Origin of the sequence: Bosea sp. F3-2 (assembly GCF_008253865.1) — a bacterium.
Taxonomy (GTDB): domain Bacteria; phylum Pseudomonadota; class Alphaproteobacteria; order Rhizobiales; family Beijerinckiaceae; genus Allobosea.
Genome location: NZ_CP042331.1, coordinates 3,886,621 through 3,901,499 on the forward strand (window position 1 = coordinate 3,886,621; position 14,879 = coordinate 3,901,499).

At 65.0% G+C, this 14,879-nt stretch carries 15 protein-coding genes; 12 read left to right on the forward strand and 3 right to left on the reverse strand.

The genetic code is table 11. The features are described from left to right. The first annotated feature begins 46 nt into the window (after positions 1-46). Positions 47-652: an FMN-dependent NADH-azoreductase gene (locus tag FQV39_RS17835; RefSeq protein ID WP_149131508.1), complete on the forward strand. Its 606-nt coding sequence runs from the start codon at positions 47-49 to the stop codon at positions 650-652. Positions 653-1,104: 452 nt separating this feature from the next. Next, the gene (locus FQV39_RS17840) at positions 1,105-2,229 is read left to right on the forward strand and encodes a mandelate racemase/muconate lactonizing enzyme family protein (protein ID WP_149131509.1); all 1,125 of its coding nucleotides are present in this window, start codon (positions 1,105-1,107) and stop codon (positions 2,227-2,229) included. A 34-nt stretch (positions 2,230-2,263) separates the two neighbouring features. On the opposite strand, the gene FQV39_RS17845 is transcribed toward FQV39_RS17840, so the two are convergent. After that, positions 2,264-3,595 carry an aminotransferase-like domain-containing protein gene (locus tag FQV39_RS17845; RefSeq protein WP_149131510.1) on the reverse strand — a complete coding sequence of 444 codons (1,332 nt, stop codon included), beginning with the start codon at positions 3,593-3,595 and terminating at the stop codon, positions 2,264-2,266. 97 nt (positions 3,596-3,692) lie between these two features. On the opposite strand from FQV39_RS17845, the gene FQV39_RS17850 reads away from it, so the two are divergent. The 10 genes from FQV39_RS17850 to FQV39_RS17895 all read left to right on the forward strand — a co-directional run bounded on the left by FQV39_RS17850 (position 3,693) and on the right by FQV39_RS17895 (position 13,078). Beyond that, positions 3,693-4,667 (forward strand): substrate-binding domain-containing protein, encoded by a 975-nt coding sequence (locus tag FQV39_RS17850; RefSeq protein WP_149131511.1) that lies wholly within the window; start codon positions 3,693-3,695, stop codon positions 4,665-4,667. Between the two features lie 50 nt (positions 4,668-4,717). Further along, the gene (locus tag FQV39_RS17855; RefSeq protein WP_149133910.1) at positions 4,718-5,608 is read left to right on the forward strand and encodes an ABC transporter substrate-binding protein; all 891 of its coding nucleotides are present in this window, start codon (positions 4,718-4,720) and stop codon (positions 5,606-5,608) included. A 13-nt stretch (positions 5,609-5,621) separates the two neighbouring features. Then, a complete protein-coding gene (locus FQV39_RS17860) occupies positions 5,622-6,533 on the forward strand; it encodes an amino acid ABC transporter permease (protein ID WP_149131512.1) in 912 nt (303 codons plus the stop codon). Further along, positions 6,530-7,330 carry an amino acid ABC transporter ATP-binding protein gene (locus FQV39_RS17865; RefSeq protein ID WP_149131513.1) on the forward strand — a complete coding sequence of 267 codons (801 nt, stop codon included), beginning with the start codon at positions 6,530-6,532 and terminating at the stop codon, positions 7,328-7,330. The genes FQV39_RS17860 and FQV39_RS17865 overlap by 4 nt, the downstream gene beginning before the upstream one ends. Before the next feature lie 462 nt (positions 7,331-7,792). Continuing rightward, complete coding sequence (locus FQV39_RS17870) at positions 7,793-8,182, forward strand: c-type cytochrome (protein WP_149131514.1); 390 nt, start codon at positions 7,793-7,795, stop codon at positions 8,180-8,182. Between the two features lie 435 nt (positions 8,183-8,617). Continuing rightward, positions 8,618-9,433, forward strand: a complete 816-nt coding sequence (locus FQV39_RS17875; protein ID WP_149131515.1) for a cytochrome c oxidase subunit II — start codon at positions 8,618-8,620, stop codon at positions 9,431-9,433. Between the two features lie 65 nt (positions 9,434-9,498). Beyond that, positions 9,499-11,259: a cbb3-type cytochrome c oxidase subunit I gene (locus FQV39_RS17880; protein ID WP_149131516.1), complete on the forward strand. Its 1,761-nt coding sequence runs from the start codon at positions 9,499-9,501 to the stop codon at positions 11,257-11,259. Between the two features lie 12 nt (positions 11,260-11,271). Further along, complete coding sequence (locus FQV39_RS17885; protein WP_149131517.1) at positions 11,272-11,988, forward strand: cytochrome c oxidase subunit 3; 717 nt, start codon at positions 11,272-11,274, stop codon at positions 11,986-11,988. Positions 11,989-12,010: 22 nt separating this feature from the next. Beyond that, positions 12,011-12,733 (forward strand): heme-copper oxidase subunit III family protein, encoded by a 723-nt coding sequence (locus FQV39_RS17890; RefSeq protein WP_149131518.1) that lies wholly within the window; start codon positions 12,011-12,013, stop codon positions 12,731-12,733. Between the two features lie 9 nt (positions 12,734-12,742). Continuing rightward, positions 12,743-13,078 (forward strand): cytochrome C oxidase subunit IV family protein, encoded by a 336-nt coding sequence (locus tag FQV39_RS17895; RefSeq protein WP_149131519.1) that lies wholly within the window; start codon positions 12,743-12,745, stop codon positions 13,076-13,078. 258 nt (positions 13,079-13,336) lie between these two features. Here FQV39_RS17895 and FQV39_RS17900 read toward each other — a convergent pair whose 3' ends face one another. Together FQV39_RS17900 and FQV39_RS17905 are read right to left on the reverse strand one after the other, a co-directional pair. Beyond that, complete coding sequence (locus FQV39_RS17900; RefSeq protein WP_149131520.1) at positions 13,337-14,110, reverse strand: SDR family NAD(P)-dependent oxidoreductase; 774 nt, start codon at positions 14,108-14,110, stop codon at positions 13,337-13,339. Then, on the reverse strand, positions 14,110-14,808 hold the full coding sequence (locus FQV39_RS17905) for a hypothetical protein (RefSeq protein ID WP_149131521.1): 699 nt from the start codon (positions 14,806-14,808) through the stop codon (positions 14,110-14,112). Before FQV39_RS17905 ends, FQV39_RS17900 begins: the two co-directional genes overlap by 1 nt. Positions 14,809-14,879: the final 71 nt, after the last annotated feature.

Consider the following 14,879-nt stretch of genomic DNA (forward strand, 5'->3'; position numbering starts at 1 on the left):
TCTTGCCGGGCATCGAAATCACTCCCGCCGAATAGGAAATTTCACCATGGCTACCGCTCTTGTCCTCAACAGCAGCGCTTCAGGCACCGATTCGGTCTCCAGGCAGCTGGTCCAGTCCACGGTCTCCCGGCTGCGCGCCCAGAACCCCGGCGTGCATGTCGTCGAGCGCGACCTCGACGCCAACCCCATTCCGCATCTCAACGCCGAGACGACGGCCGCCGTGCGCGCCGGCATCAACGAGACTGCGGCGCAGCGCGAAGCGCTCGCCCTCTCCAACGCGCTGGTCGAGGAGCTGAAGGCTGCCGATACCATCGTCATCGGCGCGCCGATGTATAATTTCGGCATTCCTTCGACGCTGAAGAGCTGGTTCGACTACGTGCTGCGTGCCGGCATCACCTTCAGCTACAGCGAAGCCGGCCCGGAAGGTCTGCTCAAGGGCAAGCGCGCCATCGTCGTCGAGAGCCGCGGCGGCCTCTACAGCAGCGGCCCGGCCCAGTCGCTGGACTCCCAGGAGCCGCATCTGCGCACCATGCTCGGCTTCGCCGGCATCACCGACGTGACCTTCATCCGCGCCGAGAAGCTGGGCTATGGCCCTGAGGCGCGCGAGGAGGCGATCCGCAACGCCAACGCCGAGCTGGCCCTCGTCGCCTGAAGACGGCACAAGCTGAAGAGCCCCGCATCGGACAGCCGATGCGGGGCTTTTTGCTGTCTGCATCCCGTGAATATCCCCACGCCTCCCTCGGGTCGGTCCTAAGAGACCATTTGGGAGCTCCAGCCCTCATCCTGAGGAGCGCCGTAAGGCGCGTCTCGAAGGATGCTCCAGAAGGTTCGGGAGCCTCCTGGACCACCCTTCGAGACGCCATTCCTGCCAGAATGGCTCCTCAGGATGAGGGCTCAGCGAATTTTCAAACGGTCTCTTAGTCGGCGTGGAAATCTCATCGATAAATCATGCACGATCGATGATTGACGGCCGATCCCTCCCGGGGAATGATGACCCGAAGGGACCACCGACGATCACCCCGTCAGCAGAATAGGGCACGGCCAGAACGCCCCCGCACGGACGTCGGAGAAACGCCGCAAGCTCATGCTGGAGGGAAGCCGGGAATGGCCAGGATCGTATCCGTCGAGGTGTTGCAGGCTGACCTGAAACCGAAGGTGAAGCGCACCGATGCCGTGCAGAGTTTCGAGCTGCAGGAGACGCCGATGGTCCGCATCACCGATGCGGATGGTGCGACCGGCACCGGCTACAGCTACACCATCGGCACCGGCGGCTCATCGGTCTGCAAGCTGATCGACGACCATCTCGCGCCGGTGCTGATCGGCCGCGAGGCAGAAGAGATCGAAGGAATCTGGCGGGCGCTGTTCTTCCGTGTCCACGCCACGACCGTCGGCGCCATCACCTCGATCGCGCTCGCCGCCATCGACACCGCGCTCTGGGACCTGCGCGCCCGCAGGACCGGACTGCCGCTGCATCGGCTCGCCGGCGGGGCCAAGAATGCGATCGACCTCTACTACACCGAGGGCGGCTGGCTCCACATGGCGGAGTCGGAGCTGGTCGAGGAGGCGCTCAAGGCCAAGGAGCGCGGTTTCGGCGGGACCAAGGTCAAGGTCGGCCGCCCGCATGTGGCGGAGGATGTGAAGCGCCTTTCTGCCGTGCGCGACAAGGTCGGCGGGGGTTGGGAGATCATGACCGACGCCAATCAGGGCCTCTCGCTCGACGAAGCCATTCGCCGCGCCCGCCACTACGAGAAGCTCGATGTCGCCTGGTTCGAGGAGCCGATCCATGCCGACGATGTCGGGGCGCATCGACGGCTCTCGCAATCGACGACCGTGCCGATCGCGGTCGGCGAATCGCTATATTCGCTGTCGCAGTTCAAGGATTATCTCGAGGCCGGCGCCTGTTCGATCGTGCAGGTCGATGTCTGCCGCGTCGGCGGCATCACGCCCTGGCTCAAGGTCGCGCATATGGCCGAGGCCTTCAACGTGCCGGTCTGCCCGCATTTCCTGATGGAGATCCATCTCGGGCTGTGCTGCGCGGTGCCGAACAGCCGCTGGCTCGAATACATCCCGCAGCTCGACCTCGTCACCTCCTCGCCGATCCGCATCGAGAACGGCAAGGCGTTTCCCTCTGACAAGCCCGGCCTCGGCATCGACTGGGATTGGGGGGCGCTGGAGAAGACCATCGTCCACCGCAGGAGCCACGGCGCCGCGCCGCCGAAGATGGCCTGAGGGAAACGAGTTGGCGGGAGTAGCGACGACGCGATCAGTCGCCGCGGCGGGCGGCGCGCGCCACCGCTGCGGCGACCCGCTCATGCCCTTGCGCCAGAACCGCCGTGGCCAGCCGGACATGCTCGGTCGGCCGTAGCGAGCACTTGCTGCCGGGCAGAACCGCGATGCCGTGGGCGGCGAGCGTCACCAGCGCATATTGCTCGGACTCGACCGGTATCCAGATGCAGAGCCCATCCGTCTCGGGCATCGCGATACCGTGTTCCGCCAAATGACTCAGGAAGCTCCGTCGGCGCTCCGCATAGATCCGGCGCGCGTCGGCGACGCTCTGCGTCGTCGCCGCATCCTCCAGCAGCCAGGCGGTGGCGGCCTGCAGCAGCCGGCTCGTCCAGCCGGAGGAGAAGCTGCGGTAGGATTGAATCTGCCGGATGACCTTGTCCGGCGCCGAGAGCACGGCGATCCGCAGATCCGGCCCGAGCGATTTCGAGAAGGAGCGGATGTGCACGACCCGCTCCGGTATGGTCGTGCCCAGGCTGATCGGCGGGTGGATGGAGACGTCGCCGACGCCGTCGTCCTCGATCACCAGGGTCTCGCTGCCGGCCAGTACCGCCGCCAATTCCTGCAGGCGTCGCGCGCTGACGTGCCGCCCGGTGACAGAGTGCGTGCGCGGCTGGAAGATCAAGGCGGCGGGGCGCCGCGCCAGCGAGGCTGCGAGCTGATCCGGCAGGGGCCCCTCCGCATCACAGCCGATCGGCAGAAGCTCGGCACCGAGATCCTCGATGATGTCGAGGAGCCGCATCGCCGTGGGGTCCTCGATCGCGACACAGGAACCCGGCAGCACCGTCGCATGCAGCACGGAATAAACCGCGTTGTAGCCGCCATTGGTGGCGAGGAAGGCATCCGGCGCATAGGGCCAGTGCGGCAGCACCGCCTGCCTTAGTGCCGGCAGGATCGGCGTGCGCTCATAGCTGTTGAGCTTCTCAGCGTCGGCCGCATGCGCCAGCGCCGCCCGTAGCGGTGGCAGCAGGCCGGCGTCGGGGATGGCGAGCGAAAGGTCGAGAACATCAGCGCCGAAATGGGCGACGCTGCCCATGCGGGCCGGGCGGGGCGTGGCACTGTCGCCGCTGACCCAGGCGCCACCCCGCCCGCGCCCTGAGACGATCTTCTGCCGCTTCAGCTCGCTCCAGGCTTCCGAAATCGTGCCGGGGCTGACGCCGAGCGTGAAGGCAAGGTCGCGCACGGTCGGCATCCGCGTGCCCACGGCCAGTGTACCCGAGCGGATCAGCGCGCTGACCTCCAGCGCGATCCCGCGTGCAGTGTGTTGCGTCAGGCGGCTCGCCAACCAGGTCGCGTCGGGCTCGGTGCTCATCGATTCGGAAATTAATGTTCAGGAACGTAATATAGATTGATCAGGTAAAGTGAACATTTAATCTGCCTGATATTCAAGGCTTCGAACGAGGGATGCGTTGAAACCTGTCATCCGGCTGGCCCTGCGCGACTGGGACTTCATCACGCCACTGTTGCTCGGCGACGTCGCTTCCGACCAATTCGAGCTGAAGATCGAGCGGCTCGCGGCCCTGCCGGACGATTTCGCCAGCGATGCCCGCTTCGACGCCTCGGAGATCTCGTTCAGCCGCTACACGACCGGCAAGGCGCGTGGCGAGACCGGCGTCTTCGGCATTCCGAACTTCATCATGCGTGGCTTCCGGCATCGCTGCGTCGTCACGGCAGCGGAAAGCCCGCTGAAGCGCTTCGAGGATCTGCGCGGCAAGCGCATCGGCATCGCCGGCTGGCAGGATTCCGGCAACACCTGGACGCGCGCCGCCCTGGCCGAGGCCGGAATCGGCATCGAGGATGCGTTCTGGGCCGTCAGCCGCCTCGCGGCGGACCACCCGGTCACCGATCGCGTCGGTCGCTACGCCCGGCCGGGCCGGATCGAAGCGCTGCCCGGCCAGCCGCCGCTGCTCGATCTGCTCGCCGCCGGCGAGATCGACGCCGTGCTGATGCCGTTCATGCCGAAGGGCTTCTTCGCGCCGGGCTCGCGGTTCCGCGCCCTGCTGCCGGATGTCCGCGCGGCGGAGGTCGAGTATTTCCGCAAGGTCGGCTTCGTGCCCGGCATGCACATCATCGGGCTCAAGCCGGAGCTTGTGGCGCGCGAGCCCTGGCTGCCGCAGGCGCTCAGCGATCTGCTCGACGAGAGCCAGCGCGTCTGGCTGGAGAAGCGCCGCCGCTATGCCGACACCAGCCCCTGGCTGATCGACGAGCTCGTGCGCAGCGGGCATGATCTCCCGGCCGAGTGGAATGCGAGCGGCCTCGAACCGAACCGGGCGATGATCGCGGCGTTCCTGGAGCAGCTGCGGATCCAGGAACTGGCCGAGACCGAGCTGACGCCGGAGACGCTGTTCCCGGCCGCCCGCGCCGGGGCCGCACGGGCCGCCTGAGCGCGCGGACAATTTGAGACATAACGACACAGGGGAATGTCGCCATGAAGATGATCGTGAAGCTGGCCGGTGCCGTCGCGTTTTCCGTTGCGCTCTTGCAGGGCGCGGCGCAGGCGCAGGATCAGTCGATCCAGATCCCGAAGCAGAAGGTCGACGAGGCCCTGCGCGCCAAGCTACCTGAGACGGTCCGCAGCGCCGGCAAGATGATCTCGGTCAATAACGGCTCCTTCCCGCCCTACGAGATCGTCACCGACGCCAACAAGATGATCGGCGCCAGCGCCGATCTCGCCGAGGCGCTCGGCGAGCTGCTCGGCGTCAAGATCGAGCATGCCACGGTCAACGGCCTCGCCTCGTCACTGAGCGGCATCGCCGCCGGCCGCTTCCAGTTCGCGATGGGCCCGATCGGCGACTTCAAGTCGCGCCAGGAGTCCAACGACTTCGTCGACTATGTCCGCGAATACGTGGTCTTCGCCGTGCAGAAGGGCAATCCGAAGGCCATCAACAGCCTGGAGGACAGCTGCGGCAAGAAGATCGCCGTGATGTCCGCCGGCTCGGCCGAGAAGGTCATCAAGGCGCAGGCCGAGAAATGCGCCGCCGATGGCAAGCCGGCGCTGGAAGTGATGTCCTTCACCGATCAGCCGACCTCGATCCTGTCGGTGCGCTCGCGCCGGGCCGATGCGTTCTTCTCGTCGCAGGCGCCGCTCAGCTACTTCGTCCAGCAGGCAAAGGGTGACCTCGAACTCGCCGCCGTCGGCAAGGCGAACGGCTTCCAGGATTTGTTCCAGGGCGCCGTCGTGCCGAAGGGCTCACCGCTCGGCGCGGTGCTGGTCGGCGGCATCAAGGCGCTGAAGGCCAATGGCACCTATGCCGCGATCTTCAAGAAATGGGGGATCGAGAACAACATGATCGACGAGCCCGGCATCAACCGGTCGACCAACTGAGCCCGGGCACAGAATGAACACCGCAACGCAGGCGGCGGGCGAGCGCGAATTGGCGCTGCGCGACGTCGCCAAGGCGCATCGCCCGTTCGAATGGGGACGCTGGCTGCTTTGGGCCTTCGTGCTCATCGTCGCCGCCAACTTCGCCTGGATCGTCGCCTGGAATCCGAATTTCGGCTGGCCGGTGGTGGCGCAATGGTTCACCGCGGAGTCGATCCTGCGCGGGCTTTCGGTGACGCTCGGGCTGACGGTCGTCGCCATGGTGATCGGTGTCGCCATCGGGCTGGTGCTCGCCATCGCCCGGCTGTCGGACGACCGGTTGTTCAGCGGCCTCGCCGGCCTCTACATCTGGTTCTTCCGTGGCACGCCGCTGCTGGTGCAGCTGATCTTCTGGTACAACCTTTCGACGCTGTTCCCCGAGATCTCGATCGCCATCCCCTTCGGGCCGACCCTGGCAAGCTGGCACACCAACGACCTGATCACCCCAATGACGGCGGCGATCGCGGGCTTATCGCTGAACGAGGCCGCCTATATGGCCGAGATCATCCGCGGCGGCCTGATCTCGGTCGACAAGGGGCAGGTCGAGGCGACCGACGCCTTCGGCATGACACGGGCACGGGCGCTGCGCCGGGTCATCATCCCGCAGGCGATGCGCTCGATCGTGCCGCCGACCGGCAACCAGCTCATCAGCATGATCAAGGCGACCTCGCTGGTCAGCGTCATCGCCATGGCCGATCTGCTCTATTCGGTGCAGGCGGTCTACAACCGCACCTTCGAGGTCATCCCCATGCTGATGGTGGCGGTGATCTGGTATCTCTTGATCACCTCGGTCCTGAATGTCGGCCAAGGCTTCATCGAGCGCTACTACGCGCGCGGTGAGCGGGGCGCGACGCAGGCCAAGCCCGTCATCGCGGAGGCGACGCCATGAGCCGCGACGCCATCAAGGCCGGGGCCGCGCCGCTGGTCAGCGCCCGCAACGTCCACAAATCCTTCGGCGACAACGAGGTGCTGAAGGGCATCGACCTCGATGTCGCGCCGGGAGAAGTCGTGGTGATCCTCGGGCCTTCCGGCTCGGGCAAATCGACCTTCCTGCGCTGTATCAACCATCTGGAGGCGATCGACCGCGGCTCGATCATGGTCGCTGGCGAGCAGATCGGCTACCGGCTCTCCGGCGGGCGCCTGGTCAGGCTGTCGAACCGGGCGATCGCGGGGCAGCGCCGCCAGATCGGCATGGTCTTCCAGCAGTTCAACCTCTACCCGCATATGACGGCGCTGGAGAACATCATCGAGGCGCCCGTCGGCGTGCACGGCCACAGCCGCAAGGAAGCGACCGACTACGCCATGGAACTGCTCGGACGCATCGGCCTGACCGAGAAGGCGCATGCCTATCCGCGCCAGCTCTCGGGCGGCCAGCAGCAGCGCGTCGCCATTGCGCGGGCGCTCGCCATCCGGCCGAAGCTGATGCTGTTCGACGAGCCGACCTCGGCGCTCGATCCCGAGCTCGTCGGCGAAGTGCTGGCGACGATGCGTGATCTCGCCGGACAGGGGCTGACGATGATCGTCGTCACCCATGAGATCGGCTTCGCGCGCGAAGCGGCCGACCGTGTCGTCTTCATGGACGGCGGAGTCGTGGTCGAGCAGGGGCCGCCCGGCAAGGTGCTGGCCTCTCCCCAGCATAGCCGCACGCGCTTGTTCCTGAGCCGCTTCATTCGCGAGGCGGTCTGAGGCGTGACGCCGCGAGAGCGTTGGCGCTTGCGCGCCACGCTAGAGCCTTTTTCGATCGGTCTGCACCGTCATTGCGAGCGCAGCGAAGCAATCCAGGGGGACGTAGAGCTTTGCCGCCCCTGGATTGCTTCGTCGCTGCGCTCCTCGCAATGACGGCTGCTGCCATCCAACCTAATCGAAAAACGCTCTAAAAAGGCCATTTGGAACCTCCAGCCCTCATCCTGAGGAGCGCCTTCAGGCGCGTCTCGAAGGATGCTCCAGCTGCCTCAGGAGCCTCCTGGAGCATCCTTCGAGACGCCATTCCTGACGGAATGGCTCCTCAGGATGAGGGCTGGAGTTCCCAAACAGGCGCTCAGGCGATTTGGAGCGATCAAGTATTGGCAGTATAAACGTATTGCAATAAACGGCGCGGTCGCCGGTCTGAGAGAAGGATCACCTCTGCATCTTGGAGGAGGGAGTCCGATGGCATGTAGGGCCGTGATAGCTTTGTTGATTCTGGCGGTATCGCCTCATCCAGCCACGGCGGCTGGTGATGCTGCCGCAGGCGAAAAAGTCTTCCTGAAGTGTCGGGCCTGCCACCAGATCGGCGAGACCGCGAAGAACGCTGTCGGACCGAGGCTGAATGGCCTGTTCGGGCGACCGGCGGGCTCGATCGAAGGCTACAGCTATTCGCCCGCCAACAAGAACTCCGGCATCGTGTGGGATGAGCCGACGTTCCGGGATTATATCAAGGCGCCTCAGGCCAAGATCCCAGGCACCAAGATGACATTTGTGGGCCTCAAGGCCGACCAGGAAATCGACGATGTCGTCGCCTTCCTTAAACAATTTGATGCTGACGGAAAGAAAAAGTAGCCGGTTCGTCTCCCGATATCGGCTGCACTAAAGCCGTTATGCGACGCGGATGCGATTGACAACTCCCGCACGCAGGACGACAACATGACGATGACTTTGGGCTGGAGACTTGGATGCCCCACGGCCCGGTCGGAAGTTTATGCACGCGATGGTGCGTGATCGTCCAGGCGAGCCGAGGATTCGGCGATGACGAGCAGGATGCAAAAGGCGAGGCCTTCCACCGCGCTTGGCGGAGTTCCCGTTCGGCTGCTGTCTTGCCCCACCTCCGATCCCATCGGTCTCGTTCGCTTTAAGCAGAGGGTTCGTTCGGCTTCGAGCTACAATGTGGTTCTGATGTCGAAGATGCGTTTGTTTGCCTAGCGCCGCGACGTATTGCCTGCGCCGCGGCGCTGCCTTGCTCCTGTTCATCGCCACCCCTGGCAAGGATGAAAAGGGATGGGTATCGCGATCGTCCTGGCTCTGGTCGTCATCGGCTCGGTGGTTTTCCACTTCCTGAGTCCGTGGTGGTGGACACCGATCGCCTCCAACTGGGGCTATATCGACGACACCATCATCATCACGTTCTGGATCACCGGCTTCGTCTTCACGGCGGTCGTGCTGTTCATGGCCTATTGCGTCTTCCGGTTCCGCCACCGCGAGGGCAGCCGCGCCGCCTATGAGCCGGAAAACAAGCGGCTGGAATGGTGGCTCGCAATCGGCACGGGGATCGGCGTCGCGGCCATGCTCGCACCCGGGCTCGTCGTCTGGCACCGCTTCGTCACGGTGCCGAAGGACGCGACCGTCGTCGAGGTCATCGGCCAGCAATGGCAATGGGCCTATCGGCTGCCCGGCGCGGACGGCAAGCTCGGCGCCGCCGATGTCGCCCAGATCACCCCGGAGAACCCGCTGGGTGTCGACCCGAAAGACCCGCACGGGCAGGACGACCTCGTGATTCAGGGGGACAACCTCCATCTCCAGCTCGGCAAGCCGGTGAAGATGCTGCTGCGCGCGGTCGATGTCGTGCACGATTTCTACGTGCCGGAGTTCCGCGCCAAGATGGACATGATCCCCGGCAGCGTCACCTATTACTGGTTCACGCCGACGCGGGCCGGCACCTTCGACGTGCTCTGCGCCGAGCTCTGCGGCACCGGCCACACCTTCATGCGCGGCAATGTCGTGGTCGAGCCGGAGAGCCAGTACCAGGCCTGGCTGCAGCAGCAGAAAACCTTCGCCCAACTCCAAGGGCCAACGAGGACGCAGGCGAAGAACTAGGGATGGAATAGCGGGGCGAGCCTCCGAACGGGGATTTCGTCCTGCGAAGCGTGGGAGACGACCCGATGGTCGATGTCATGCACGGCGTCCCCGAACCGCTGCCGGCGGCAGAGATCGACGATGTCGAGCTCTATCACCCGCGGAGCTGGGTCACGAAATACGTCTTCTCTCAGGACGCCAAGATCATCGCCATTCAGTATTCGACCGTGGCGCTGGCGATCGGGCTGGTCGCGCTGGTCCTGTCATGGCTGATGCGGCTGCAGCTCGGCTTCCCCGGCGCGCTCCCCTTCATCGACCCGGATCGCTACTACCAGTTCATCACCATGCACGGGATGATTATGGTGGTCTATCTGCTGACCGCCTTGTTCCTTGGCGGCTTCGGCAACTACCTCATCCCGCTGATGCTCGGCGCGCGGGACATGGTGTTCCCCTATGTGAACATGCTGAGCTTCTGGATCTATTTCCTCGCCGTACTGGTGCTCCTCATCGGCTTCTTCCTGCCGGGCGGACCGACGGGGGCGGGGTGGACCCTCTACCCGCCGCAGGCGATCCTCGCCAACACGCCCGGCCAGCAATGGGGCATCATCGTGATGCTCGTCTCGCTGATCCTCTTCATCATCGGCTTCACCATGGGCGGGCTGAACTATGTCGTGACTGTGCTGCAAGGGCGCGCCAGGGGCATGACGATGATGCGCATGCCCTTGACGATCTGGGGCATCTTCACGGCGACCGTCATGGCACTGCTCGCCTTTCCCGCGCTCTTCGTCGGCGCCGTGATGATGCTGCTCGACCGGCTGATCGGCACGAGCTTCTTCATGCCGGCCATCGTCGCGATGGGCGAGCAGCTCGCCTACAAGGGCGGCAGCCCGATCCTGTTCCAGCACCTGTTCTGGTTCTTCGGGCACCCCGAGGTCTACATCGTGGCGCTGCCGGCCTTCGGCATCGTCTCCGATCTGATCAGCACCCATGCGCGCAAGAACATCTTCGGTTACCGCATGATGGTGTGGGCGCTCATCGCGATCGGCGCGCTCAGCTTCGTCGTCTGGGCGCACCACATGTATGTCAGCGGCATGCACCCCGCCTTCGGGTTCTTCTTCGCCACCACGACGCTGATCATCGCCATCCCCACCGCGATCAAGGTCTATAACTGGGTGCTGACGCTCTGGCGGGGAGACATCCACTTCACCGTGCCGATGCTGTTCGCGCTCGGCTTCATCGTCACCTTCGTGAATGGCGGGCTCACCGGCCTGTTCCTCGGCAATGTCGTCGTCGACGTGCCGCTCTCCGACACGATGTTCGTGGTGGCGCATTTCCACATGGTGATGGGCGTCGCGCCGATCCTCGTGATCTTCGGCGCGATCTACCATTGGTATCCGAAGGTCACCGGGCGCATGCTCGACGATCGGCTCGGGAAGCTCCATTTCTGGATCACCTTCCTCGGGGCCTATCTGATCTTCTTCCCGATGCACTACATCGGATTGATGGGTGTGCCGCGCCGCTATCACGAGATCGGCGCGATGACCTTCGTTCCGCCGTCGGCGGCGACGCTGAACGAATTCATCACCGTCGTCGCGCTGATTGTCGGCGCCACCCAGCTCGTCTTCGTGTTCAATCTGATCTGGAGCCTCAGCCGAGGCCGGCCGGCCGGCGGCAATCCCTGGCGCGCGACCACGCTGGAATGGCAGACGCCGCAGACGCCGCCCGCCCATGGCAACTGGGGCAAGACCCTGCCCGTGGTCTATCGCTGGGCCTATGACTACAGCGTGCCCGGTGCGGCCGAGGATTTCCTGCCGCAGAACCAGCCGCCGGATCCGCGGACCACCTGAGGAGATGCCGCCATGGCCGTGGTCCTCAGCTTCATCGTCATCGTGGCAGCCTTCGCCGGCTGGTGGCTCTCGCGCCAACGCCTGACCGCAAAGCCCTGGCTCGAAGTCGGCGTGATCGGCGACGTCGCCGAGCCGACCTCGCCCACAACGGCGAAGCTCGGCCTCGGCACCTTCCTCGTCGTCGCCAGCTCGCTCTTCGCGCTTCTGATCAGCGCCTATTCGATGCGCATGAGCATGGCGGATTGGCGGGTGCTGCCGATGCCGGCCGTGCTCTGGTTCAGCACCGGGCTGCTGATCCTGGCGAGCATTGCCCTGCATATGGCGGTGATCGCCGCGCGTTGCGACGAAAGCGGCGCGCTGCGCTCCAGCCTTCTCGCCGCCGGCGTCTGCTCGCTCGCCTTCCTCTCCGCTCAGGCGCTGGCATGGCGCGAGCTTGCCGTCTCCGGCTATTTCACCGCGGCCAATCCCGCCAGCGCCTTCTTCTACCTGGTCACGGCCATTCACGGCGCCCATCTGCTCGGCGGGCTCGTCGCGCTTGGCCGAACCTCTGCCAGAGCGTTCGCTGCACCGAGGGACCTCGCTCCGAAGGTCCCGCGCGAGCTCACCCTCAGCGTCGAGCTCTGCGCCATCTACTGGCATTTCCTGCTGCTGGTCTGGCTGGTCCTGTTCAGCCTGCTGATGCGCTGGACGGACGACCTGATCGAGATCTGCCGGGGATTGCTGAGCTAGCACTCCCGACGAGGAGGGGCCTATGAATGAGATTGCGCCGACTGCCGTGACTGCAGACATCGCCCGCCCCGCCGGCTGGCGCGGGATCGTGGCCGATTGGTCGTCCGATCAGCAGGCCTTCAAGAATGTCTCCTGGGGGAAGGCCATGATGTGGATCTTCCTCCTCAGCGACACCTTCATCTTCGGCACCTTCCTGATTTCCTACATGACGGTCAGGGCGTCGACGGTGGTGCCCTGGCCCAATCCGAGCGAGGTCTTCGCGCTCGAGATTGGCGGCCACCACCTCCCGTTGATCCTGATCGCGATCATGACCTTCGTCCTAATCAGCAGCAGCGGCACGATGGCGATGGCGGTCAATTTCGGCTATCGGCGCGACCGCAGGAAAACGGCGCTCCTGATGCTCGCGACCGCCGTGCTCGGCGCGACCTTCGTCGGCATGCAGGCCTTCGAATGGTCGAAGCTGATCGCGGAGGGCGTCCGCCCATGGGGGAACCCCTGGGGTGCAGAGCAGTTCGGCTCCAGCTTCTTCATGATCACCGGCTTCCACGGCACGCATGTCACGATCGGCGTGATCTTCCTGATCATCATCGCTCGCAAGGTCTGGCGCGGTGATTTCGACCAGGGGCGGCGCGGCTTCTTCACGAGCCGAAAGGGGCGCTACGAGATCGTCGAGATCACCGGCCTCTACTGGCACTTCGTCGATCTCGTCTGGGTTTTCATCTTCGCGCTGTTCTATCTCTGGTGAGGTGACGACATGGCACAGCCAGCCGCTCATAACGATGCGCAACAGCACCCGATCAAGCTCTACCTCGTGGTCTGGGTCTGGCTGTTCATCCTCAGCACCTGCTCCTATCTGGTCGATTATTTCGGCCTGGTCGGCTACCTGCGCTGGTCGCTGATCCTGCTCTTCATGATGTTGAAAGCGGGCTTGATCGTCGCAGTCTTCATGCATATGGCCTGGGAGCGGCTGGCGTTGACCTATGCGATCCTCACCCCGCCGCTGGCGCTCATCGTCTTCGTCGGGATCATGGTCTTCGAGTCGCACTACACGCTCTTCAGCCGGCTGACGTTCTTCGCGGCTGGCTCATGAGGCGACAATTTCCGCATCCGGCTTGAGGAAATCTAGATTTACCCGCAATAACTTGCGCGCCCCCGTCGCCCTCGAATTGCGACCGCAATTCCTATCGGCACGCCCGCGCCACTCCGGTCAGCACGATCGCAATCCGCGCGAAGCAACGGCTTGGTAGCCTCCGAAGCACCGGTCATGAGGGTGCAGAAACCGCTGGAGAGCTTGCGCGGAGTCGCCCGCAACAATGGGACCTTCTACGGCGAGCGTGCGCGCCCTCGTTCAGTAAGTCGCTCGGGCACCCGACAGGTCGAAGATGCCGCCGGTCGAAAAGGAGCATTCGTCCGAGGCGAGCCAGAGCACCATCCGCGCGACCTCCTCCACCTCGACGAAGCGGCCCATCGGGATACGGGAGAGGATGTCGGCACGGCGCTCCGCCGAGATCTCCCGAGCCATCGCTGTCTCGGCCGCGGCCGGGGTGACGGCGGTGACGATCACGCCGTCTCGCGCCGTCTCCTTGGCCGCGCTCTTGGTCAGGGCGATGACGCCTGCCTTGGAGGCCGAATAGGCGGCGGCCAGCGCCATGCCTTCCTTCCCCTGAATCGAGGCGATGTTGACGACATGGCCACGCAGCGGATGGCCACCGATGCCGGCACGCGGGTCTTGCGTCCGCATACGGCCAATGAGCGCGCGACTGACGAGATAGGTGCCGAACAGATTGACCCGGAGCACCGCTTCGAAATTCTGCGGGTCCGTCTCCCAGATCGGCTTCACCTCGCCGAGGATGCCGGCATTATTGACGAGAATGTCGATGCGACCATGCGCGACGAGGGCGGCTGAAGCGGCGGCATCGACCATGGTGGCATCAGTGATGTCGACCTGCCTTGCTCCAACGCCGAGTTCGGCAGCCACCGCCTGCAGCCTCTTCGGATCGGCGTCCCAGAGCTCAACGGCTGCGCCGGCATTCCGCAGCGCCTCTGCGATGCCGCGGCCGAGCCCGCCCCCGCCGCCGGTGACGATGGCCGTGCGGCCGGCGAGATTGTAGCGGGCATCCATCAGCCCGCGCTCCAGGCGGTCTTGGTTCGGGTGATCTGATGGCGATAAAGGCCGAGCGAATAAGGCCCCTCACCGCCGATCGCGTCGAGCGCACCGCGCGACAATTCCTGCTTCGCCAGCGCGACGAAATCAGCCTCATCACCCCAACTTTCGAGCAGCAGCACCCAGCGCGGCACGGCATTGGCGACGCCACGCGCCTTCTGCTCGGCGGTGGCGACGCCGCTCGCCTCGGCATCGGCGACGAGGAGATGAACGCCGGCGACACCGGGCTTGTCCAGCAGACCCGGAATGAATAGGCGTGTGAGAGCGGCGCGATGAGCCTGCTCCTGCCCTTCCGGCACGTTGTAGCGCAACGTCGCGATCAGCCCTCCCTGGGCGGGGCCGACGCTGTGGCTGACTCGGCAGATCGAGCGCGCGACAGAACGGAAATGCTTCACCGCCTGTAGCGTCCAGGGCGTCGGCGCATTGACGCGCGCCGCATAGTCCTGCCCCTTCAGCGTCTCGACGCTGAGCGCCTCATAGAGGTTGAAGAACTCCAGGTCGGCCTCAATCGCGACATAGCGGCGCCCGCGCATGAAGCCGGGAATCCCGACTCGTTCCGGCATATGCTCCTCGCCGTGCCAGGCGTAGAACTCCGCGCGCCCTTCCGGCGCGATGTCGTGCCAGATCGCAACCGCCCCCTCACCCGCCAGACTCATGCACCCTCCCGGCCTCGCTCGCGAGGTGCGTTGACTCGGCCTCGCTCCGCCCTTATACGGAAACGAATTCC